This is a genomic window from Flavobacterium sp. Sd200 (assembly GCF_009826935.1).
Classification (GTDB): domain Bacteria; phylum Bacteroidota; class Bacteroidia; order Flavobacteriales; family Flavobacteriaceae; genus Flavobacterium.
Window position 1 is genome coordinate 335,114 of record NZ_WUMN01000004.1, and the last position, 22,862, is coordinate 357,975.

Annotated in this window: 14 protein-coding genes; 7 read left to right on the forward strand and 7 right to left on the reverse strand. The window is 41.2% G+C overall.

Translation table 11 applies throughout. From position 1 onward, the window contains the following. Window positions 1–151: 151 nt before the first annotated feature. Genes GR160_RS13380 through GR160_RS13395 form a run of 4 tightly spaced genes read left to right on the forward strand, consistent with a single transcriptional unit; the run spans window position 152 to window position 5,900 of the window. A complete protein-coding gene (locus GR160_RS13380) occupies window positions 152–2,323 on the forward strand; it encodes a S9 family peptidase (RefSeq protein ID WP_160750375.1) in 2,172 nt (723 codons plus the stop codon). Beyond that, complete coding sequence (locus tag GR160_RS13385) at window positions 2,323–3,810, forward strand: peptide MFS transporter (protein WP_160750376.1); 1,488 nt, start codon at window positions 2,323–2,325, stop codon at window positions 3,808–3,810. Before GR160_RS13380 ends, GR160_RS13385 begins: the two co-directional genes overlap by 1 nt. A gap of 28 nt (window positions 3,811–3,838) precedes the next feature. After that, the gene (locus GR160_RS13390; protein ID WP_160750377.1) at window positions 3,839–5,389 is read left to right on the forward strand and encodes a peptide MFS transporter; all 1,551 of its coding nucleotides are present in this window, start codon (window positions 3,839–3,841) and stop codon (window positions 5,387–5,389) included. A gap of 40 nt (window positions 5,390–5,429) precedes the next feature. Beyond that, a complete protein-coding gene (locus GR160_RS13395; RefSeq protein WP_160750378.1) occupies window positions 5,430–5,900 on the forward strand; it encodes a thioredoxin family protein in 471 nt (156 codons plus the stop codon). Window positions 5,901–5,972: 72 nt separating this feature from the next. On the opposite strand, the gene GR160_RS13400 is transcribed toward GR160_RS13395, so the two are convergent. From GR160_RS13400 to GR160_RS13430, 7 genes are all read right to left on the reverse strand, one after another. Then, the gene (locus tag GR160_RS13400; RefSeq protein WP_160750379.1) at window positions 5,973–8,012 is read right to left on the reverse strand and encodes a ComEC/Rec2 family competence protein; all 2,040 of its coding nucleotides are present in this window, start codon (window positions 8,010–8,012) and stop codon (window positions 5,973–5,975) included. A gap of 72 nt (window positions 8,013–8,084) precedes the next feature. Continuing rightward, a complete protein-coding gene (locus tag GR160_RS19585) occupies window positions 8,085–8,300 on the reverse strand; it encodes a FeoB-associated Cys-rich membrane protein (RefSeq protein ID WP_370519223.1) in 216 nt (71 codons plus the stop codon). Beyond that, entirely contained in the window at window positions 8,216–10,327 is a 2,112-nt protein-coding gene (gene feoB, locus GR160_RS13410) for a ferrous iron transport protein B (RefSeq protein WP_160750381.1), read from the reverse strand. The genes GR160_RS19585 and feoB overlap by 85 nt, the downstream gene beginning before the upstream one ends. 3 nt (window positions 10,328–10,330) lie before the next feature. Continuing rightward, the gene (locus tag GR160_RS13415) at window positions 10,331–10,564 is read right to left on the reverse strand and encodes a FeoA family protein (protein ID WP_160750382.1); all 234 of its coding nucleotides are present in this window, start codon (window positions 10,562–10,564) and stop codon (window positions 10,331–10,333) included. A 97-nt stretch (window positions 10,565–10,661) separates the two neighbouring features. Next, window positions 10,662–11,966 (reverse strand): HAMP domain-containing sensor histidine kinase, encoded by a 1,305-nt coding sequence (locus tag GR160_RS13420; protein ID WP_160750383.1) that lies wholly within the window; start codon window positions 11,964–11,966, stop codon window positions 10,662–10,664. Between the two features lie 36 nt (window positions 11,967–12,002). Further along, on the reverse strand, window positions 12,003–12,680 hold the full coding sequence (locus GR160_RS13425; protein WP_160750384.1) for a response regulator transcription factor: 678 nt from the start codon (window positions 12,678–12,680) through the stop codon (window positions 12,003–12,005). A gap of 156 nt (window positions 12,681–12,836) precedes the next feature. Next, window positions 12,837–14,438, reverse strand: a complete 1,602-nt coding sequence (locus GR160_RS13430; protein WP_160750385.1) for an ABC transporter substrate-binding protein — start codon at window positions 14,436–14,438, stop codon at window positions 12,837–12,839. 237 nt (window positions 14,439–14,675) lie between these two features. Here GR160_RS13430 and gltB point away from each other — a divergent pair, with 237 nt between their 5' ends. The 3 genes from gltB (at window position 14,676) to mtaB (ending at window position 22,854) form a co-directional block, all read left to right on the forward strand. Beyond that, window positions 14,676–19,205 (forward strand): glutamate synthase large subunit, encoded by a 4,530-nt coding sequence (gene gltB / locus GR160_RS13435; protein WP_160750386.1) that lies wholly within the window; start codon window positions 14,676–14,678, stop codon window positions 19,203–19,205. Between the two features lie 387 nt (window positions 19,206–19,592). After that, window positions 19,593–21,107: a glutamate synthase subunit beta gene (locus GR160_RS13440; RefSeq protein ID WP_160750387.1), complete on the forward strand. Its 1,515-nt coding sequence runs from the start codon at window positions 19,593–19,595 to the stop codon at window positions 21,105–21,107. A gap of 376 nt (window positions 21,108–21,483) precedes the next feature. Then, window positions 21,484–22,854, forward strand: coding sequence for a tRNA (N(6)-L-threonylcarbamoyladenosine(37)-C(2))-methylthiotransferase MtaB (gene mtaB, locus GR160_RS13445; protein ID WP_160750388.1), 1,371 nt, complete (start codon window positions 21,484–21,486; stop codon window positions 22,852–22,854). Window positions 22,855–22,862 lie beyond the last annotated feature (8 nt).

The window sequence follows — 22,862 nt, forward strand, 5'->3', positions numbered from 1 at the left end:
ATAATAATTTAACGCAAAGATAAGCTTTACCTTTAGCTTATGCCAAAAATACTGTTTTATAAAGAAAGGTTGCTTAATGCATTTAACAAAAAAAAGGTCTTATAAGTCATAAAAAATTACTAAAATTGAAAGTTTTTTACCCTAACTAAAAATGAAATACATTAAAACCCCGGTTTTATTCTTTTTACTGGCAGTTATGCCGGCAATAGCCCAGCAAAAAATAACCCTTCAGGAAATATGGGGAGGTGCTTTCAGGGCAAAAGGTATGGCAGAACTTACTGCTATGCAAAACAGCAACCAGTACACCGTTCTAAACGTCTATGATAAAAATGGCAATGCAGCGGTAGATTTGTACGATTTTTCTACGCTTAATAAGGTAGGCACACTTATAGATTCTAAAAACCATAATGGTTTAGACGGAATAGACAGTTACAGTTTTAGCCATGACGAAAAAAAGATGCTGATTGCCAATAACAGCAACCCTATTTTCCGTCATTCTTTTGTTGCCGATTTTTATATTTATGATGTTGCCTCTAAAAGTTTGGTTAAGCTTTCTGATAATAAAGTAATGGAGCCAACTTTTAATGCCGATGGCAGTAAAGTAGCTTATGCAAAAGATAATAACTTATATGTGTATGATGCCATTGCGAAAACTACAAAGCAAATTACAACCGATGGTAAAAAGAATGCTGTTATAAATGGTATTACTGATTGGGTGTATGAAGAAGAGTTTGCTTTTGTAAGAGCCTATGAGTGGAATAAAGCCGGAGATAAAATTGCCTATATTCGTTTTGACGAAACAGATGTGCCTGAATTTACCATGGATGTTTACAACCAGGGACTGTACCCAAAACAGGAGACTTTTAAATATCCTAAAGCAGGCGAAAAGAACGCAACGGTTAGTTTGCACATATATGATTTAAAATCGGGTACAAATAAGGAGATTGCTTTAGGTAGTTATAATGATTTTTACATTCCGCGTATTAAGTGGACTAACGATGCCCAAACACTGAGCGTGCAGGTTATAAACCGCCACCAAAATAATCTTGACCTTATTTTTGTTGATGCAAATTCAGGGACAGCAAAGGTGGTGCTTAACGAAAAAGATAATGCCTATGTTGAAGTTACCGATAATCTTACTTTTTTAAACGACAACAGTTTTATATGGACCAGTGAAAAAGACGGCTATAACCATATTTATCATTACAGTAAAACAGGGAAATTATTGCATCAGGTAACCAAAGGCAAGTGGGAGGTAACTGCCTATTATGGCTTTGACGATAAAACTGGCAACATTTTTTACCAGTCTGTAGAGAATGGTAGTATTAACCGAGATGTGTACCGTATCAGTATCAACGGAAAAAATAAGGTTAGACTAACTACACAAACCGGAACCAATGAGGCAACGTTTAGTCCCAATTTTGAATATTTCATAAACCAATATTCAAGCAGCACTATAGCCACAAACTACAAGCTGCATAGTGCCAAAGACGGTAAGCTTGTGAAAGATATTGTGAGTAATGATCTTTTGATGGAGAGATTGAGCAAGTATGATCTTCCGGCAAAAGAGTTTACTACAATAACCACAGCTAAAGGCCATGAACTTAATACATGGTTTATTAAACCAAAAGATTTTGATCCTGCAAAAAAATATCCTGTATTGATGTACCAATATAGCGGACCAGGAAGTCAAAAAGTCGCTAATACATGGAATACGAGCGATGACTACTGGTTTTATATGCTGTCTCAACAAGGCTATATTATTGCCTGCGTAGACGGGCGCGGTACAGGATTTAAGGGGGCAGCCTTTAAAAAGGTTACTTATAAAGAGCTTGGTAAGTTTGAGGTAGAAGACCAGATAGATGCAGCTAAGGTTATAGCACAATATCCGTATGCAGATGCCTCGCGCATTGGTATATGGGGATGGAGCTATGGTGGTTTTATGAGTGCCAACTGTATTTTAAAAGGAGCCGATGTATTTAAGACAGCCATTGCTGTTGCTCCGGTTACCAACTGGCGTTTTTATGACAGTGTTTATACCGAGAGGTATTTGCAAACTCCACAGGAAAACCCATTGGGTTATGACGATAATTCGCCTATAAACCACGTGTCTAAACTAAAAGGAAACTTCCTGCTTGTACACGGTACTGCCGACGATAATGTGCATGTACAAAACAGTATGCTGATGATAGAGGCACTTATTCAGGCAAATAAACAATTCGACTGGGCTATTTATCCGGATAAAAACCACGGTATATTTGGTGGCTATACAAGGCTGCAGCTATATACAAAAATGACCAACTTTATTAAAGAAAAACTATAATGGCCGAGACTACTGACGTTACTTTAGAACAAATACAAAATTTTGAAGGCAAATATCCTAAGCAGTTATGGTATTTGTTTTTAGTGGAAATGTGGGAGCGCTTTTGCTTTTATGGCATGCGTGGCGTACTTACCTTTTTTATGGTAGACCAGCTTTTGCTTAAAGACGATGAGGCCAACCTGCAATATGGAGCCATACAGGCATTTGTATATGCCTTTACATTTATAGGCGGTATCTTTGCCGATAAGGTTCTGGGCTTTAAAAAATCATTGGTATTTGGTGGTATAGTAATGATATTGGGTAATTTTCTTATTGCTTTCTCTCCGCAGGAAATGTTCTATTATGGTATAACGCTTTCTATTATAGGCACTGGCTTTTTTAAACCGAATATCAGTTCGATGGTAGGGGAGCTGTATCATGAAAAAGACAGCCGCCGCGATGCCGGCTACGGATTGTTTTATGCCGGTATAAACGTAGGCGGACTTTTAGGCGGCGCATTGTGTATTTATTTAGGTAAATACCACTCATGGTCGTTGTGTTTCCTTTCTGCCGGATTAGTAATGCTTTTCGGGCTTATTACATTTTTGTTCACCAAAAAACATTTGGGGCCTATAGGCAATTCGCCACTTTTAGGTATAACACCTTCCAGCAGAAAATTAAAAGAAATATTGGTATATGCAGGTTCTATACTAAGCATACCATTCATATTCCTTATGGTAAAGAACAGCGATTATACTGATTATTTTATGTACACCATTGGCATAATCGCAGTTTTATATTTTTGTTACGAGGCGTTTAAACTGGAATCTTCACTGAAAAAGAAACTTATAGCAGCATTCCTTTTCATATTCTTTTACTTTTTATTTAATGCCATTTTTGAGCAGAGCGGAGGATCTTTATCTCTATTTGCTAAAGACAACCTAAACGATTCGTTACTATTTTTCCATATCGATCCTAACGTAGTAAACAACAGTTCTAATTCACTGTTTGTAATAATATTCAGCCCATTGGTAGGGCTTTTATGGCTATGGCTGGCTAAAAAGAAAATAGAGCCTAATACTGTAATTAAATTTGGTATTGGTTTTCTTTTCCTTTCGGCATCATTCTATGTTTTTTATTACACAAGGTTTTTTGCCAATGCAGAGGGTATTACTTCACTAAATGTGTTTACCTTTGGCTACCTTGTAACAACCCTGGGTGAATTGTGCCTTGGGCCTATAGGAATGTCGATCATTACGAAGCTGTCGCCAAAGCGTTTGTTCGGAATGATGATGGGGCTTTGGTTCCTGGCAAGTGCCTTTGGGCAGTTTGCTGCAGGCAAGCTTGGAGCCGAAATATCGAGGTCAAATACAGGTACAACATTAGTGTCTAAGCTACAATCTTATACAGAGGGCTATTATCAGTTGGCTATCTATTCGCTTATTGCCGGAGTTATATTAATAGCACTAACACCGCTGATTAGAAAACTAATGCAGGAAGTAAAGTAATTAGAAAATATTATTTTAATTTATATATATGTCTACAACCGCTACAACTACAAAAAGCGATTTTTTTGAATCAAGTGTACTTGGTCAGCCGGCCGGGTTATTTGTAATGTTCTTTACCGAGATGTGGGAGCGTTTTTCGTATTATGGCATGCGTGCCTTATTGGTAATATTCCTTGTTTCCGGAATTGATAAAGGAGGCTGGGGATGGACTACCGAAAAGGCTATGGCATTGTATGGAACCTATACTATGGGTGTTTATCTTACTCCGGTTATTGGAGGGCTTATTGCAGATAAACTTTTGGGCTATAGATGGGCTGTTTTACTTGGAGCATTAATAATGACACTTGGGCATGCAAGTATGGCTCTTGAAACGGAGACATTTTTATATATTGGTCTAGGTTGCCTTATGGCTGGTAATGGTTTATTCAAGCCCAATATGACATCAATGATCAGTAATTTGTATAAAGACCATCCGGAAAAAAAAGACGGTGCTTATTCAATTTTCTACATGGGTGTAAATGCAGGTGCTTTCCTTGGTATTTTACTTTGTGGTTATATAGGCGAAAAAGTATCTTATAGCTGGGGATTTGGCCTTGCGGGTATTTTTATGTTCCTTGGATTATTGCAGTTTTATTTTACTCAGGGCATCTTTGGAGAAGTTGGTTTGGCTCCTAAAAAAGAAAAAGCATCGAAAGCAGAGCAGGCTGTAGACAATACACCTCAAAAAATCATTATAGATAGATTAATTGTTGTATTTATATTCTCTGTATTTACCATTTTTTTCTGGGCAGCATTTGAACAGGCAGGAGGATCGATGACTATTTTCGCCGATCGCTATACACAAAGGGTGTTAACAGGGAATGCAGGTATGACTTATAAAATTATAGACGCAATACTTACAATTGCTCCTGTAGGAATAATTACTTATGTACTTATAAGTCTTTTTGGTAAGACGTTTAAAAAATACTCTATTGGTAACATTATTTTGGCACTAAGTTTTGTTGCTATATGGGGGCTTGTGATTTGGAGGGTAAACAGAGAATTCTCTGCTGAGACTACTGAGGTTGCCGCTACATGGTTTGGTATTCTCAATTCATTGTTCATTATAACCCTTGCCCCGTTGTTTTCTAAATGGTGGGAAAGTAAATACAACCTTCCGGGAGCAGTAAAATTTGGTCTTGGTCTCGTGCTTTTAGGATTAGGCTTTGGCTTCCTTGCCTATGGCTCTATGCCTATTGTACAGGGCGCGGAAGAAACGGTACGTGTGAGTATGGTGTGGCTTATACTGGCTTATCTGTTTCACACAATGGGAGAGCTTTGTATCTCTCCGGTAGGATTATCTTATGTAAGTAAACTTGTTCCTGCTGCATGGATTGGGATGATGTTTGGCGTTTATTACCTGTTTATAGCTATGGGCAACAAAATTGCCGGATCTATGGGAGGAATGATAGAAGAAATCACGGCAAAATATTCATTAACAACATTTTTCCTTATATTTACAGCAGTGCCTATTGGGTTAGGTATTATTATTACAGCGCTTCATCCGCTTGTAAAAAAACTAATGCATGGCGTTAAATAGGTTGGTACTGAATTTGGTTTAACGTTTAAAAATACAGTTTATGAAAAAAGCTATTTTACTGCTGTTTATTGCCTTTAGTGCAGTTAGCCTTCAGGCACAGGAACTGGAGTGGCAAACCGATATTACTAAGGCAGTGGCACTTTCTGAAAAGACTAAAAAGCCATTGCTTATGTTCTTTACAGGATCTGACTGGTGTGGTTGGTGTATGCGCTTGCAAAAAGAAGTGCTTAAAACCCCTGAGTTTGCCAAATGGGCACAGGAAAATGTAGTGCTGGTAGAACTTGATTTCCCAAGGCGTACCCCCCAAAGTGAAGAGCTTAAGTCGCAAAATGCGCAGCTTAACCAGTTCTTTCAGGTTAGGGGATATCCAACAGTATGGTTTGCACATGGTGCAAAAGGTGCTGATGGTAAAATAAGCTTCGATGCGTTAGGCAGTACCGGATATGTTGCAGGTGGGCCTGCTGCATGGCTGGATGGAGCCAATAAGATCCTTAAAAATAAGAAAGCGTAATAAAGTCATAAAGTTTTAAAGTCATAAAGTCGAAAGAACTTGTGGTGTTCTAATACCTTTTGACTTTACGACTCATTTGAGTATATAATATCCCTTTTCGGCAGTAGCATGAAAAGGGATATTTTTTTTGCGGCAGCTTTCTGCCCAAAGGGTAATATAGGTTTTATAGTTTGTGGCATCGGCAACTACCTGTTTGGGGTGTAGCTGTTGCAGCATGCGGTCTAAATTTACTTTGGGCGATTGTGTAAGTACTACCACATCGGGTTTTATGTTTTCAGGGTAAACACCAATGCTGTCTATGATCAGGACTTTATGGTTGTTATGCCAAACTAAATTACGCAATGGCCTCAATTGCAAATTACGATTAAAATTGCCCTTGTTATAGGCCTTTATGATTCTGTTTTCTAAGGCAAGTGTATCTGCACTAAGTACGGTTATATTGTTATTCTGTTTTTCTACCATTAATGTTGCATTACGGTTATGAAAAACCAGCAATTCACTGCCATTTTTTGCCTGCCATGCCGTTGCCATATAGCTTACCTGAAATACAAACAATAGGCTAAGCACTGCAACTATTCTTTTAAAACTTTGCTTATATAAAAACAGGACTGTTGCTGCAAGCAGGGCATACATGCAAAGGTTAAGCAAAAGGCTAAACGGAATATTTTTTATTACAAAACTTTCAAATGAAGCAACCCATTTTATAAAGCCGTTCATTATTTGTATAGTAAATTGCAGGATGTATCCTAACCATATAGCTCCCTGTGGAAAAACAAAATTGAGCACCAACACTGTAATCCCTAATCCAAGAACAACGTTGGAAAGTGGTATTACGACCACATTTGCTATTAAAAATAATAGTGGGAATTGGTTAAAGTAATACAGGCTTAACGGCAGCACGCCTATTTGTGCGGCCAGCGATATTACAACAGTGTCTTTAGCAAAGTTTATCAGCCAGTATTTAGAGTGTATCAGGCGGCCGTAAATGGGTTGTAGCCATACTATGGCAAACACGGCAAGATAGCTTAGCTGAAAGCCTGCATCGAACAAAAAAGAGGGTTTACATAACAGTATGCAAAGCATAGAGGCTGCTAATGAGTTGTAAATATTTGCCCTGCGGTTTAACAGTTGCCCTGCCAGTACAAAACTGAACATAACCACAGCACGCACTACTGATGCTGACAAGCCCGTAATACAGGCAAATAACCACATGAGTGCAAGAGTAATTATACAATGCCCTATGGCACCTATATGCTTTACTCTTTTTAAAGGTTCTAGGATATAATTTAGTGCAATAAATAACAGTGTAAAATGCAGTCCCGATATTGCCAGTATATGTACCACACCTGCATTGGTGTAGCTGTCGTTGGTTTCCTTATCCATATCCTGGCGTTGTCCAAAAAGAAGGGCATTAATAAGGTTCATGGTTTTAGCATCATAATTATGGATACTAAAACTGTTTATCAATGCATTTCTTAACTGCTCTATGTAGTAGTTAAAATTCTTTTCCTGTCCGTTTAAAATATAATTGTCTTTTAACCGTATCTGGTGAAAAACATCCTGTTTTTTCATGTAAGCAGCATAATCAAACTGATAGGGATTCAATGCAGGTGTTATTGGCTGTGGAATATCGGCAATTATAAGTTTATCGCCGGCATGCAGTATTTTCGACAGACTGTCTTTAGGTACTGTTACTAACAATTTACCGGAAGCACTCTGCCTGAAAAAGCCGATAGCCTCTAAATAATACTTTTCAGAATATTCATTAGGTTTTAGCCTTTCGGTAATTACACCACTAAATACAGGTAACGCTGGAGCATCATCTCTTGTATTATCGAGGAAATGTGAGTAATGATAGTTACTATTCGGGCCATAATGCAAAGCCTGAACTGCAGTGCCGGAGAAAAACGCAAAAATGGCAATGCCTACAGCAAAATTAGGTTTTTGTATAAACGCTTTATTTGCATAATAAAATGTGAGTCCTACAAAAACAGTTGATACAAAAAGCAGGTAAGGAATTATCCGATACAGCCACGGAATGTAATATCCTCCGGTAATGCCAAGGGAAAAAAATAAGGTGAAAGGAATAAGGGGATATTTCAATAACTTCATACCGTGGCTATTGAAACAAACATAAGCCTTTTTTTAGATTATAAATTGAGGTTTTCCTTATTATTGGGTAGATTAATGGCAACCGCAATCATCGCTACCACAATTGCCTGCTTTCTTTTTTTTGAAGAAATATTTTTTAATCAGGAAGGCGACCGACGCTGTTACAAGTATGTATACTATTATCTGTTGAATATCCATAGCGTTTACTTTAATAATTGGTAAGCCAATAACGATACTATATAAGCAAAACCACTCATTCCTATTAGTTGTATTATGGGCCACTTCCATGAGTTAGTCTCTTTTTTGGTAATGGCAAGCGTGCTTATGCATTGCATTGCAAAAGCATAGAACAGCAATAATGATACCCCGGTTGCAAAATTGAAAACTTTTTCTCCTGTGGCAGGTTTTATTTCGGCGGCCATTCGTTGTCGAATAGTGCCCTCGTCTTCACTTTCGGCACTGCTTCCAATGTTGTATATTGTCGCCAATGTACCCACAAATACCTCACGTGCTGCAAAGGAACCTACAATGGCAACGCCAATTTTCCAGTCGTAACCTAACGGGCGTATAACCGGTTCTATAGTTTTACCCATAATACCAATATACGAATTTTCAAGCTGGTAAGCTGCGATCATATCTTCCCAATGAGCAGGATTTACCTGACGTTCAATAGCATCTTTTTTTACGATCTCTTCAGCATTATCAAAATTGCTACCGGGTCCGTGCGAACCCAAGAACCATATAATAATAGATAATGCCAGTATTATTTTACCTGCACCATATACAAAAGCCTTGGTTTTTTCTAACACATTAAGACCGATATTTTTAAATAACGGAAGTTTGTAGTTTGGCATTTCTGCCACAAAAAAGCTCTTGTATTTTGTTTTAAGTATTTTATTTAGCACCCATGCCGAGAGTATTGCCCCGGCAAACCCAAGTAAATACAATCCCATTAGCGTTAGCCCCTGTAGGTTAAAAATACCAAATACATACCTGTCCGGTATTATGAGAGATATGAGTATAGTATAAACAGGAAGCCTTGCAGAACATGTTGTAAACGGCGTTACCAGTATAGTTATAAGTCTTTCCCGCCAGTTCTCTATATTTCGTGCTGCCATAATAGCAGGAATGGCACAGGCTGTACCCGATATTAACGGAACTACACTTTTGCCGCTAAGCCCGAAGCGTTTCATTATATTGTCCATAAGGAAAACCACACGGCTCATATACCCGGTTTCTTCGAGTACAGATATAAAGAGGAACAAAAATGCAATTTGAGGAATAAATATTACTACACCACCTATTCCGGGAATGATGCCCTGAGTGATGAGGTCGGTCAGTTTGCCCGGTTGTATGTGTTCTGCCGTAAACGAGGCCAGCCAAGCAAAGCTCTCATCTATAAAGTTCATAGGTATTTCGCTCCATGAAAATATAGACTGAAATATGAGCATCAATATTCCGAAGAAAATAACGTAGCCAAAAACTTTATGGGTAAGCACGCGGTCTAATTTGGCACGCAGGTCTTTTGCACCCGATGTATCTATAGTTTGACCAACCTTTAATACATCGTTTATAAACTGGTAGCGTTTTATGGTCTCTTTTTGTTGAAGCCTTTTTAACTCAGGTTTTGTTTTGGTAAACGACGTGCCCTGAAGCTCCTTCATGTCTATAATGCCAAAGTTAGCATCCTGGGTTATTACCAGCCAAAGTTTGTACAGCAACTGGTTAGGGAAGGCTTGTCTTAGCTTATTGAAATAATCAGGATCTATGGTAGACGCATTGAGGCATGGCTCATGCGAAAGATCTTTATAGTTTACTATAAGCTCTTTTAGATGATCTATTCCTGTACCCTTGCGCGAACTGATAAGCGCAATACGCGTTTTTAAATGTTCTTCAAGATAAGGGATATCCAGTGAAATGCCTTTCCTGTCCATCCTATCGGCCATATTTATAACCAGTATGGTGGGTATTTCAAGATCTTTTATCTGTGTATAGAGCAACAGGTTGCGTTTAAGGTTCTCTACATCGGTAACTACTACAGCCACGTCCGGATAGTCTTTATCCGTTTTGTTCATCAATAGCTCTATAACCACATTCTCGTCCATAGAGCTGGCATTAAGGCTGTAGGTGCCCGGAAGGTCGAGTATAAGTCCTTTTGAGTTATCGGGCAGCTTGCAATAGCCGCTTTTGCGCTCTACAGTAATTCCCGGATAGTTGCCCACCTGCTGGTTGAGGCCTGTAAGGAGGTTAAAGACAGATGTTTTACCGGTATTAGGGTTGCCTATTAAGGCTATTTTCAGGGTATGGCCAGCCATTAATTATTCCGTTATAATTGTAACGTCTATTTCGGCAGCAGTATCTTTTCTAATGGCCACATGGCTGTCGTTAACGTTAATGTAAATAGGGTCGCCCAACGGCGCAATTTGCAACAATTCAACCTCATTGCCCGGCAGGCAGCCCATTTCCAGTAACTTTAGCGGAATAGCTTCTACGTTAAATTCGGTTATAATGGCGCGCTGGCCTTTTTTTAATGTTGCGAGTGTAGCCTTCAATGCTTATTTAGAATAAGTTTAGATTGCAAAAGTAACTAATTATAATTTAAATGCGCCAATTTTTCTTTTTCAAACATTGTGTTTGTGTTATAATTATTTAAGCATTTTGTTCAGGAAAGCGCACTGTAAAGCTATGCTGGCCGTTAAAGCTGTAGCTTACAGTAAGTTTGTAGCTGTTTACAATAGACTGCACTATCGATAATCCTAAACCTGTAGATTGCTCGTTGTCAGAATTTCTGTAAAAGCGGTCAAATACCTGGGCTTTATCAAGAGGTTTATTATTACCGGTGTTTTGTATGGTAAAGCTTTTACTATTGAGGGTTATTACTATCGACCCGCCTTTATGGTTATGTACCATAGCATTTTTTAAAAGATTGGTTAAGAGTGTTAACGCCAAACCTTTATTCATTTTATATTCTAGCTGCGCTTCTTCAAGAATATCAATTTTAATTTCTTTATACTCTGCAATGTCAGCAAGATCTTCGGCAAGCTGAGCAGCAAGGCTGTTAAAATTTACGATTTCTTCATCAGCATACTGTCTGTTCTCTATTTTAGAAAGCAGCAGCAGTGATTTGTTTAAGCGTACCAATCGGTTAAGGGTATCGCTCACTTTGCCAATTTCAGCCATTTGCTCGTCGGGTAGGTTACTGCTTTCGGCAAACAGTTCAAGTTTGTTAAGGCTAATAGCTAAAGGGGTTTGCAATTCGTGCGATGCATTTTCTATAAACTGTTTCTGGCTGGCATAGATGGTTTCGTTGCGGTGCAGCAGGTCTTCGAGTTCGCGGCCCAATACTTCAAATTCCGAAACATGCGATTGTGGTGCCTCAAAACTTTTACCTGTGCCTAATTTATAATTTTTGAGCTTATCCAAAAGCTGATAAAAAGATTTCCATACCCTTCGCAATACAAAACGGTTGAGTAGCGCAATGCTTACTACCAGCATAATGTATAGTGCCACAAGTGCTGTTAGCAGGTCTTCCAGCAATTCGTCTTCTTCTACCATGCTGGCGCGAATGGTTAGTTTATGCGGATTGCCTTGAGCATCGTTAAATACTGTTTCGAGCAGTCGTATGGGTTCATCATCATCATCATACTCCATAAATTCAAACGTGCTGGTAAACTTATTTGAGAAATCATAAGTACCTTTAGGCAGGGGCTCTATTTTAAACTGATTAATGCCAAATTCGGGTGTGTTGAGTATTGCAGGATTGGCAAAGGCTTCGCGCTCTATAAGTATTTTGGAGTTTTTAAGCCCATCGTCTATATTATCATAAACCTCTTCTAAAATAATAGCATAAAACAGTCCTGCCCACAAAGCTATTATAAACAGCAACGCCACCACTATATATTTTAGCGTGTAGTTTTGCAGCGAACTGGTTTTTTTGTCTTTTGGCTTATCCATATTTTTCGTTAGAGTGAGAATTCCCCCTTCGGGGGGTTAGGGGGCAGTCATTTTATAACCCATACCATATACCGCAGTAATATCCGTTTCCGCGCCTGCATCTTTAAGCTTTTTGCGTAGGTTTTTTATTTGGGAATATACAAAGTCAAGATTATCAGCCTGGTCTATATAATCGCCCCAAACCGATTCTGCTAAGGCAGTTTTATTAACCAACCGATTAGGATTGATCATAAAATAATAGAGCAGGTCAAATTCTTTCCTGTTTAATGCAAGGTCTGTACCATCTACAGTAACTGTGCGCATTTCAGGAGATAGTTTTATATTGCCCAGTGTAACAAAGGTATCACCATTGTGATTTTTTCGTCGTATGGCCGATTTTATCCTGGCGTGCAACTCGGCTAAATGAAAAGGTTTGGCAAGATAATCGTCAGCACCAAGGTCAAGGCCAATAACCTTATCGTCTACACTGTCTTTGGCAGAAATAATTATAACGGCTTCTTTTTTATTGAGGCTTTTAAGTTCGCGTACCAAATTTAATCCGCTGCCGTTAGGGAGCATAATGTCTATAAGCACACAGTCGTAATCATAAGAACCTATTTTGTCTATACCACTTGTATAATCGTGAGCGGTTTCTACAATATACTTTTCTTTTTCAAGCGATTCTCTAATTACCTCCCTAAGCCTTTGCTCGTCTTCCACAATAAGGATCTTCATTGCTGTACTTTTTAGCGTATATCAAATATACCAATTAACGCAGCAAGAAAAACCTTCATTCTGGAAACATTTGGGAACGATTTTATTTTGGACACGAATTATACAAATCTTAGCTAATTTCATTTGTCAATGATTCGTGTAATTTGGTGCAAAAAATTAATCCTTCTTTGTATGTTTCAATACCAATAAATTCAATGGATTGATACCTAAACCCATAACATTGCTGCGGGTAAATCGCGAAGCCTTGTCATAAAACAGCGGCACAACAGGAGCTTCTTCCATTACAAGAGCATCCATTTTTTTGTAGAGTTCCTGGCGTTTGGTGTCGTCGGTTTCAAGAAAAGCGGCCTCATAAAGCCTGTCAAATTCAGGATTGCTGAAATGCGTATAATTAGGCCCACCCGGCGAAAAATTCTTGCTGTAAAAAAGCGAAAGGTAGTTTTCGGCATCGGGGTAGTCGGCAATCCAGCTGGCCTTAAAAAAGCCAACCTTTCCGTTAGATATAGACTGTGTTAATGTACTTGGCGGGTTAACATCTACCTGAATATTAAGCCCTAATTTTTGCCACTCGCGCTGCAAATATTCGGCAATATCAAGATACGATGCACTGGTGCTAAGCTGTATCGCCGGGTTGTTGTCTCCGGTTTGTTTTTTGTATCCTGCGATAAGCTCACGGGCTTTTACAGGATTATAATCATAGCCCTTTGCGCCAAAGCCGGGCAGTCCGTTAGGTATCATGCCTCCGGTAGCAGCCGTGCCCCTACCGTTGCGCAAAAACAATATCATTTTTGCACGGTCAAACCCGTAGTTGAGTGCCTGACGGATGCGTTTGTCCTTAACCGCTTTATCAGCACCGTCGAGCCTGAAACCCAGGTATTCGGTGTTAAGGTATGGCCCGGTGATCATTTTCACATCTTTACTGTACTTTGGAGCCAATTCACCTTTTGGGGTAAGAATTTCATCTTTATATGACGGGTCTAAACCCGAAACAAAATCCAGTTTTCCCTGTACGAACTGTAAAAATCCACTTTGCTTATCGGGTAAAAAAGTAATGGCAACCGCTTCAAGATAGGGGAGTTGTACACCTTTATCGTCCTTTTCAAAGTAGAGCGGGTTTTTGCGCAGTACCAGTTTTACATTCTCTTCCCAAATTTTAAATTGGAAGGGGCCAGTGCCAACAGGGTTTGCCCTAAAGTCATACCCGGGTTTGTCGAACGCTTCGTGCGGCACTACCGATGCATATTTCATGGTCAGCAGCCCTAAAAAAGCAGGAAAGGTTTTGTTCAGTTTAATCTGGAAAACCGAATCGTTAACGGCCTCGAACTTTTCAACACTTTGCAGTATCCAACGGCCAGGAGCTGCAATTTTTTCGTCGAGCAGGCGGTTTAAACTATATGTAAAATCAGAAGCTACCACGGTTCGGGTACTGTCTTTACCAAAGAGGATATTTTTATGGAAATAGACATCCTTTCGGAGGTTGAAGGTGTAGGTTTTACCATCTGGGGAAACAGTCCACGAACGGGCAATATCGGGTTTAATGTGCAGGCTGTCGTCAAGTTGCACAAGGCCGTTAAAAAGCTGGTTACATACCCAAATAGAAGGTCTTATCTTGGCAAATGCCGGATCGAGAGAGTTAACGGCGGCGTTTTCATTATATCTAAATACCAATACATCTTTGTTTTCCTCTTCTTTTTTTGAACAGGAAACAAAAAGTAACAAAAATGAGATAGAATACAGATATTTTAAAAATAAACGCATGTGGTTTTAAGAATATAACGATTGGTGGTTTTTTTGATTTTTTTATTGACGATTATTTAAAACATTCTATTTTACGTGTGTAAAACGGCGTATTTGGATTTGTTTCTAAATAATGGTGTTGTTGTTTTAACATTTGTTATGTAAATTTTTCATAATTTAACCGCCCGCTTTTACAAATAGCTTTTATATATGCGGTTGCGGTATAAAGGTATTGTATTTAGGATAAATAATGAAGTAATGGAAAAATTAATGAAGAACGGACAGCAAGGGCTATATAATCCCGACCATGAGCACGACGCCTGTGGTATAGGGCTCGTGGCTAATATAAAAGGACGAAAATCGCATCAGAACATATCAGATGCTTTAACCATATTAGAAAATTTAGAGCACCGTGGTGCGTGTGGCTGTGAAGATAACACAGGAGATGGAGCAGGTATATCGTTTCAGGTACCCCATGAATTTCTGGTAAGCGAGTGTGTAAAAATTGGCATCCGTCTGCCTGAGGCCGGGTATTATGGCGTGGGCATGGTTTTCTTTCCTAAAGGGAAGGACTTTAACGAAGAGTGTAAAGAAATATTTGGCAGCGCAGCCGAGCAGTTGGGACTTGATATTTTAGGTTACCGTAAAGTTCCGGTAAACCGCCACGACATTGGTGACACAGCCCTGAGCGTAGAGCCAGAAATTGAACAGGTGTTTGTAAAACGCCCTGAGAGCATGGTAACAGCTATTGAGTTTGAACGCAAACTTTTTGTACTACGCAATTATGCATCGCATACTATAAACAGTACCATACGTAAAAATGAAACAGGTTTTTATATAGCCTCACTTTCGGCGGCTACCATAATATATAAGGGGCAGCTTACCAGCAATCAGGTGCGCCGTTATTTTCCCGACCTGCAAAACAAAAGGCTTACAAGTGCCTATGCCTTGGTGCATTCGCGTTTTGCAACCAATACATTTCCGTCATGGGCATTGGCTCAGCCATTTAGGTACATAGCCCACAATGGCGAAATAAATACGCTACAGGGTAACCTTAACTGGTTGCGTACTAACGAGCAGCGTTTTGCATCGCCCCACTTTACGCGTGAGGAGTTTGATATGCTCCTGCCGCTGGTACCGGGTAAACAGTCAGACTCTGCCAGCCTTGATAATATGGTCGAAATGCTCATGCTTTCGGGGCGTTCGTTGCCACACGTATTAATGATGCTTGTACCCGAGGCCTGGGACGGTAATGAGGCCCTCGACTCTGTACAAAAAGCCTTTTACGAATACCATTCGTGCTTAATGGAACCGTGGGACGGCCCGGCAGCCATTTGTTTTAGCGATGGCAAAACTATTGGTGCCACATTAGACCGTAACGGTCTTCGACCAATACGCTACAGCATTACAGCTGATGGGCGCATGATACTGGCATCTGAAACAGGTGTGTTAGGTTTACATGCCTCGCAGGTGGTAAAAAAAGGCAGGCTCCGTCCGGGCAAAATGCTCGTGATAGATTTGGAACAGGGAAAAATTATCTTTAATGATGAGCTTAAAAAGGAAATATGCTCGCAGCAGCCGTATGCAGAATGGCTTGAAAAATACAAGATAACCCTGGGTAAAGTGCCCGAGCCGCGTACTACATTTACAGCACTGGCACACGACCAGGTATTTAAATACCAAAAGGCTTTTGGCTATACTACCGAAGCCATAGAAGATATAATAATGCCAATGGCTCTAAGTGGCAAAGAGCCCGTAGGCTCGATGGGTACTGATACGCCTTTGGCCGTATTGAGTAAAGAACCGCAACACCTCAGCAGTTACTTTAAACAATTGTTTGCTCAGGTTACCAATCCGCCCATAGACCCTATACGCGAAAAGCTCGTAATGTCTTTAGCAAGTTTTGCAGGAACAAGCGGTAACATACTCGAAGAAGATCCTCTGGCTGCGCACTGTATTGTGCTGCGCCATCCTATATTAGATAACTATTATTTGGAAAAAATACGCAGTGTAGATACGGGCACTTTTCAGAGCAAGACCATTCAGTGTTATTTTAGGGCAGATGGCAGCCCCGATGCACTTAAAAAAGCACTTGACCGTGTGTGCCGCTATGCTGTAGATGCAGTGGAAGACGGTTACCGTATGCTCATCCTTCAGGACAGGGCTATAGACAGCCGTCATGCACCTATACCATCATTACTCTCTGCATCTGCAGTGCACCACCACCTCATCCGTAAAGGATTGAGGGGGGAGGTAGGTATTATTGTAGAAGCCGGAGATGTTTGGGAAGTGCAGCATGCGGCCTGTCTTATTGCTTTTGGAGCCACGGCTATTAATCCCTACATGGCTTTTGCCACCATACGCGATCGTATTGCCGAAGAATTGAGCGATACATCATTGTCGGTGGATGAATTAAAAGATAACTACATCGCTGCGCTGAACGGAGGATTGTTAAAGGTATTCTCTAAAATGGGTATATCTACATTCCAGTCTTATCAGGGAGCGCAAATATTCGAAATACTCGGTCTTAATCGCGAAGTGGTAAACCAGTATTTTACAGGGGCTACCTCTAACATAGAAGGACTTGGGCTTGATGATATTGCCGAAGAAGCCCTAATAAAACACCGCTTTGCTTTCAGTACTAAACAAATCCCGTCAGACAGGCTGCCTGTGGGCGGCGAACTGCAATGGAAACGAAAAGGGGAGTTTCACCTCTTCAATCCGCAAACCATACATTTATTGCAGCTTTCAACCCGTACTAACGATTACGACCTGTTTAAAAAATACTCCAAATTGGTTAACGAGCAGGGCGAAAAAGCCTGTACGCTGCGAAGCCTGCTTACTTTCGATAAAAAACAAAAATCAATTTCTATAGATGAGGTAGAACCTGCCGAAAACATATACAGGCGTTTTTCCACCGGAGCTATGAGCTTTGGCTCTATCTCTTGGGAAGCCCATACTACTTTGGCATTGGGTATGAACAAACTGGGTGCAAAAAGCAATACCGGTGAGGGTGGCGAAGACGAAGCACGTTATGAAATTGCCGAAGACGGCAGCAGTATGCGCAGTTCGATTAAACAGGTGGCAAGCGGGCGTTTTGGCGTTACCAGCCGCTACCTTACCGAGGCCGATGAACTACAGATAAAAATGGCTCAGGGTGCAAAACCAGGTGAAGGCGGACAGCTGCCCGGCGAAAAGGTAGACGACTGGATAGGCCGCACGCGCCACGCCACACCGGGGGTTGGATTAATTTCTCCGCCACCGCACCATGATATTTATTCTATCGAAGATTTGGCACAGCTTATTTTCGACCTTAAAAATGCCAACCGCAAGGCACGTATCAGTGTCAAGCTTGTAAGCAAGGCAGGTGTGGGTACCATAGCATCGGGGGTTACAAAGGCTAAGGCCGATGTGGTGTTGGTATCCGGTTTTGACGGAGGTACGGGTGCATCGCCCCTAAGCTCGGTAAAACATGCCGGGCTGCCGTGGGAACTTGGCCTTGCCGAAACCCATCAAACCCTGATTAAAAATAAACTGCGCAGCCGCGTGGTGGTTCAGGCCGACGGGCAAATGAAAACCGGCCGCGACATTGCCATTGCGGCACTTTTAGGTGCCGAAGAATGGGGTGTGGCTACGGCTGCCCTTGTGGTGGAAGGCTGTGTGCTGATGCGCAAATGCCACCTTAATACCTGCCCCGTAGGCGTTGCCACACAGGATAAAGAACTGCGCAACCGCTTTACCGGCGAGGTAGACCATGTGGTAAACCTGTTTAAATTTATTACCGAAGAGCTGCGCGAAATTATGGCCGAGCTTGGCTTTAGGACCATTGATGAAATGATAGGCCAGAGCGACAACCTGAAACAGCGCGATGATATTGAGTTTTGGAAACATAAAAATATAGACCTATCGCGTGTGTTGTACAAAGAACCGAACCCGGATAATGTAAGCCTGTTTTGTACTGAAGAGCAGGACCATGGGCTAAGCGATATATTAGACTGGCAGCTGCTTGAAAAGGCACAGCCTGCCCTGCAAAACGGCCAAAAAGTGGAAGCCGTATTTAAAATTAAAAATACCGACAGGGCAGTGGGAACGCTGCTAAGCAACGAAATTACCAAGCTGTATAAAAGCGACGGACTGCCGCAGGACACGCTTAACTTCCAGTTTTATGGTGCCGCCGGGCAAAGCTTTGGCGCATTTGCCACTAAAGGCTTAACCATGCGTGTAGAGGGCGATGCCAACGATTATTTTGGCAAGGGCCTTAGCGGTGCAAAACTGGTTATCTGTCCGCCGCAAAATGCAGGCTTTAAGCCCGAGGCCAACAGTGTTGTGGGCAACGTGGTGCTGTATGGCGCAACCAGTGGCGAAGCCTATATATATGGGCGTGCAGGAGAGCGTTTTGCCGTGCGAAACTCGGGTGCAACGGTGGTTGTTGAGGGTATTGGCGACCATGGTTGCGAGTACATGACCGGCGGCAGGGTAGTGGTGCTGGGTAAAATAGGCCGCAACTTTGGTGCAGGTATGAGCGGGGGTATCGCATTTATATATGATGTTTATAAAGACTTTGCCGAACGCTGTAACCCCGAAATGATAGACTTGGAGCAGTGCAATGATGCCGACCGCGAAGAGCTTTTCGGCCTGTTGCAAAAACATTTGGAATATACGGGCAGTGCCACGGCTAATTTTATCCTTAAAGATTTTGATAACCAACTGGACAACTTTGTGAAGGTATTTCCTAAAGATTATAAAAAGGCATTGCAGAGGCTGGAGGAAGCGAAGAAGGAGTATTAGGTACAAAGTATCAAGTATTAAGTATTAAGATGGGAGTTGACCTCCTGCAAGGTTTTAAAACATGAGGGTTCGGAAGATAATTAAAGTGTCATTTTCATTTGTGTAGAAAGTAAGTCCCGGAGGGACGAAATGTTTATAGTAAAGAAACAGAGCGATTTTTTTAAGCCCCGGAGGGGCGACATGTTATTTTTACATGCCGCTTCTACGAAGCTCACAGAAATCCCGTACTTTTTTCTATAAACATGTCGCTCCTAACGGAGCTAAAAACATATTGTTTTCGTTTTCCGAAAACCTGTGTTTTTAAAACCTTGTAGGTATATAATAATTGGTTAAATTAAACCTACAAGGTTTTAAAAACCTTGCAGGTTAGGTAAGAAAGAAGAAATAATGAAGCAGGAAAAAATAATAGGATTTAAAGAATACAACCGCGAGCTTCCGGCTACAGAGCCTGTGGCTGCGCGTATAAAACATTATGGCGAGTTTACGGCAGGCTATTCAGCAGAAAAATTGGGTCAGCAGTCGTCGCGCTGTATGGATTGCGGTGTGCCGTTTTGCCACAGCGGCTGTCCGCTGGGCAATGTAATACCCGAGTTTAACGATGCGGTGTATAACAAACAGTGGGAAGAAGCGTACGAGATACTTACATCTACCAATAACTTTCCGGAATTTACTGGCAGGATATGCCCTGCACCCTGCGAATCGGCTTGTGTGCTGAACATTAACCGCCCTGCTGTGGCCATTGAAGCCATAGAAAAACACATTATAGAAATAGCTTTTGAAAAAGGTTTTGTAAAACCCTTCCTGCCTGAAAACCGCACCGGTAAAAAAGTGGCTGTTGTGGGCAGTGGCCCGGCAGGCCTTGCTGCTGCCGACCAACTGAATGCTGCCGGGCACTGGGTTACCGTTTTTGAAAAAGACGATGCCGCAGGTGGGCTTTTGCGCTACGGTATCCCTGATTTTAAGCTTGAAAAAAAGGTTATAGACAGGCGCGTTGCCGTAATGGAGCAAAGTGGTATTGTGTTTAAATACCATGCGCATGTGGGTATTAATGTATTCCTGTCGGATATATTGCAGGACTTTGATGCCGTGGTAATGGCGGGCGGCAGTATGGTGCCGCGCGATTTGCCTATTCCGCGGCGCGAACTTAAGGGTATTTACTATGCCATGGAGTTTTTAAAGCAACAGAACAAGCGTGTGGCGGGTGCCGACCCATTGGCTTTTTCCGATATTGAAAGCAATATTATAAATGAGGAAATAACCGCTACAGGAAAGGATGTGGTAATCATTGGCAGTGGTGATACTGGGTCTGACTGTATTGGCACGAGTGTAAGGCAGGGCGCAAAATCAATCACGCAACTGGCACTTATGCAGCAGCCGGGAACCGAAAGGCCTTTATATACACCATGGCCGCAATATCCGCAAATACATAGGGTGTCATCATCTCAGGAGGAGGGTGCAGAACGTTTGTTTGCCACGGTTAGTAAAGAGTTTATCAGCGATGGCAACGGTAAACTTGCAGGCCTTAAGGTAGCCGACCTTGAATGGGAATTTGGCCCTAACGGAAGGGCGGTAAGCTCTAAAGAAAAAGAAGGTTCGGAAAGGATTATACCGTGCGATATGGCTTTAATTTCCATTGGGTTTTCAAAACCGGAGCAGTTACTCATAGATCGTTATGATATGGCTACGGATGCTAAAGGCAATCTTTTAGCCGACGAAAAAACATATAAAACAAGTTATCCTAAAGTGTTTGCCTGTGGCGATATGCGTCGCGGACAAAGCCTTGTAGTGTGGGCTATTAGCGAAGGCCGTGAGTGTGCCCGTAATGTAGATGAGTTTCTGAATAAAGAAGCATCGGTGTTAGAAAATAGGGATGCGAGTTTGGAGACAGAGGCTTTTAGTTAATGTAATAATTCATTAATTGTTTAATGTAGTAATTAGTTTATGGAACGCGGATGACACGGATGCTGCGCAATCGCGAATTTATGCGGATTTTTTCACGTGGTGTCTTTGCGGGCAAAGTGAAATGGAGTATGGCAATCTTTTTAGATTGCTTCGTCGTTCCTCCTCGCAAAGACGGTACGTGAAGAAAGGAATCGGAGCAAGGTTTACTAAGAATTATAAATTATTAAAGCGAGTGAAGCTAATCTGTGAAAATCCGTGCTTGCGTAGCATCCGCGTCATCCGCGTTCCATTCTTCGTGTTGTATAAAACAACAATTTTTTAAATCATTTTTTGTTCGTAACTTTGCAGGCTTATTTATAAGGCTTTAGAAATGATCATGGAAGCAAGAAAAAAAGTCGCTTTTTATACGCTGGGATGTAAACTGAATTTTTCGGAGACATCTACCATTGCGCGCAATTTTCAGGAGGAAGGTTTTGACCGTGTGGATTTTGAGGAAGTTGCCGATATTTATGTTATCAATACCTGTTCGGTTACAGAAAATGCCGATAAGCAGTTTAAACAGATTGTAAAAAAAGCACTTAAGCATAATGATAAAGCCTTTGTAGCTGCTGTGGGCTGCTATGCCCAGCTTAAACCCGAAGAACTTGCCGCTGTAGATGGCGTAGACCTTGTTCTTGGCGCTACCGAAAAATTTAAAATCACTGACTACATAAATGACCTGAGCAAAAACGATTTGGGCGAGGTACACTCGTGCGAAATATCGGAGGCTGATTTTTATGTGGGCAGTTATTCTATTGGCGACCGTACCCGTGCATTCCTTAAAGTTCAGGACGGCTGCGATTATAAATGTACGTATTGTACCATTCCGCTGGCGCGCGGAATTTCGCGAAGCGATACGTTAGAAAATGTATTGAGAAACGCAGCCGAAATATCTGCTCAGAATATCAAAGAAATTGTACTTACCGGTGTAAACATAGGCGACTATGGTAAAGGGGAATTTGGTAACAAAAAGCACGAGCATACGTTTTATGAGCTGGTTCAGGAACTTGATAAAGTGGAGGGTATAGAGCGTTTGCGTATATCGTCTATAGAGCCTAACCTGCTTAAAAACGAGACTATTGAATTTGTTTCTCAAAGCCGCACTTTTGTGCCGCATTTTCATATTCCATTACAGTCGGGCAGTAATGATATTTTAAAGCTAATGCGCAGGCGTTATTTGCGAGAAGTATATACTGAGCGTGTAAACAAAATACGTGAGGTGATGCCACATGCATGTATTGGGGTAGATGTAATTGTAGGCTTTCCGGGCGAGACCGATGAGCACTTTTTAGAAACCTACAACTTTCTTAACGAAATGGAAATTTCGTACCTGCACGTGTTTACCTATAGTGAGCGCGATAATACCCCTGCTGCAAGCATGGGCGGTGCCGTGACTATGAATGTGCGTAATAAACGCAGCAAGATGCTTCGTGGCCTATCGGTTAAAAAGCGCAGGGCATTTTATGAAAGTCAATTGGGTACTACCCGTACCGTACTTTTTGAAGGCGAAAACAGGGAGGGCTACATTACCGGTTTTACAGAAAACTACGTAAAAATAAAAATGCCGTGGAACCCGGAGCTTGTAAATACATTACAGGAAGTAAAGCTTCTTTCTATTGATGAAGATGGACTTGTTAAAGCAGAATTTACCGATGCTACTCTTGCAAATAATGGGATAGCTAAGGCTTTTGAGGCATTTTTGGCATAGTTACTATA

Coding starts and splice junctions, on each gene's coding strand:
- feoB (WP_160750381.1), bottom strand. CDS start 10,327: ATGGCTGGCCATACCCTGAAAATAGCCTTAATAGGCAACCCTAATACC.
- GR160_RS13430 (WP_160750385.1), bottom strand. CDS start 14,438: ATGCGTTTATTTTTAAAATATCTGTATTCTATCTCATTTTTGTTACTT.
- GR160_RS13390 (WP_160750377.1), top strand. CDS start 3,839: ATGTCTACAACCGCTACAACTACAAAAAGCGATTTTTTTGAATCAAGT.
- GR160_RS13440 (WP_160750387.1), top strand. CDS start 19,593: ATGAAGCAGGAAAAAATAATAGGATTTAAAGAATACAACCGCGAGCTT.
- GR160_RS19585 (WP_370519223.1), bottom strand. CDS start 8,300: ATGGAAGTGGCCCATAATACAACTAATAGGAATGAGTGGTTTTGCTTA.
- gltB (WP_160750386.1), top strand. CDS start 14,676: ATGGAAAAATTAATGAAGAACGGACAGCAAGGGCTATATAATCCCGAC.
- mtaB (WP_160750388.1), top strand. CDS start 21,484: ATGGAAGCAAGAAAAAAAGTCGCTTTTTATACGCTGGGATGTAAACTG.
- GR160_RS13425 (WP_160750384.1), bottom strand. CDS start 12,680: ATGAAGATCCTTATTGTGGAAGACGAGCAAAGGCTTAGGGAGGTAATT.
- GR160_RS13385 (WP_160750376.1), top strand. CDS start 2,323: ATGGCCGAGACTACTGACGTTACTTTAGAACAAATACAAAATTTTGAA.
- GR160_RS13380 (WP_160750375.1), top strand. CDS start 152: ATGAAATACATTAAAACCCCGGTTTTATTCTTTTTACTGGCAGTTATG.
- GR160_RS13395 (WP_160750378.1), top strand. CDS start 5,430: ATGAAAAAAGCTATTTTACTGCTGTTTATTGCCTTTAGTGCAGTTAGC.
- GR160_RS13400 (WP_160750379.1), bottom strand. CDS start 8,012: ATGAAGTTATTGAAATATCCCCTTATTCCTTTCACCTTATTTTTTTCC.
- GR160_RS13420 (WP_160750383.1), bottom strand. CDS start 11,966: ATGGATAAGCCAAAAGACAAAAAAACCAGTTCGCTGCAAAACTACACG.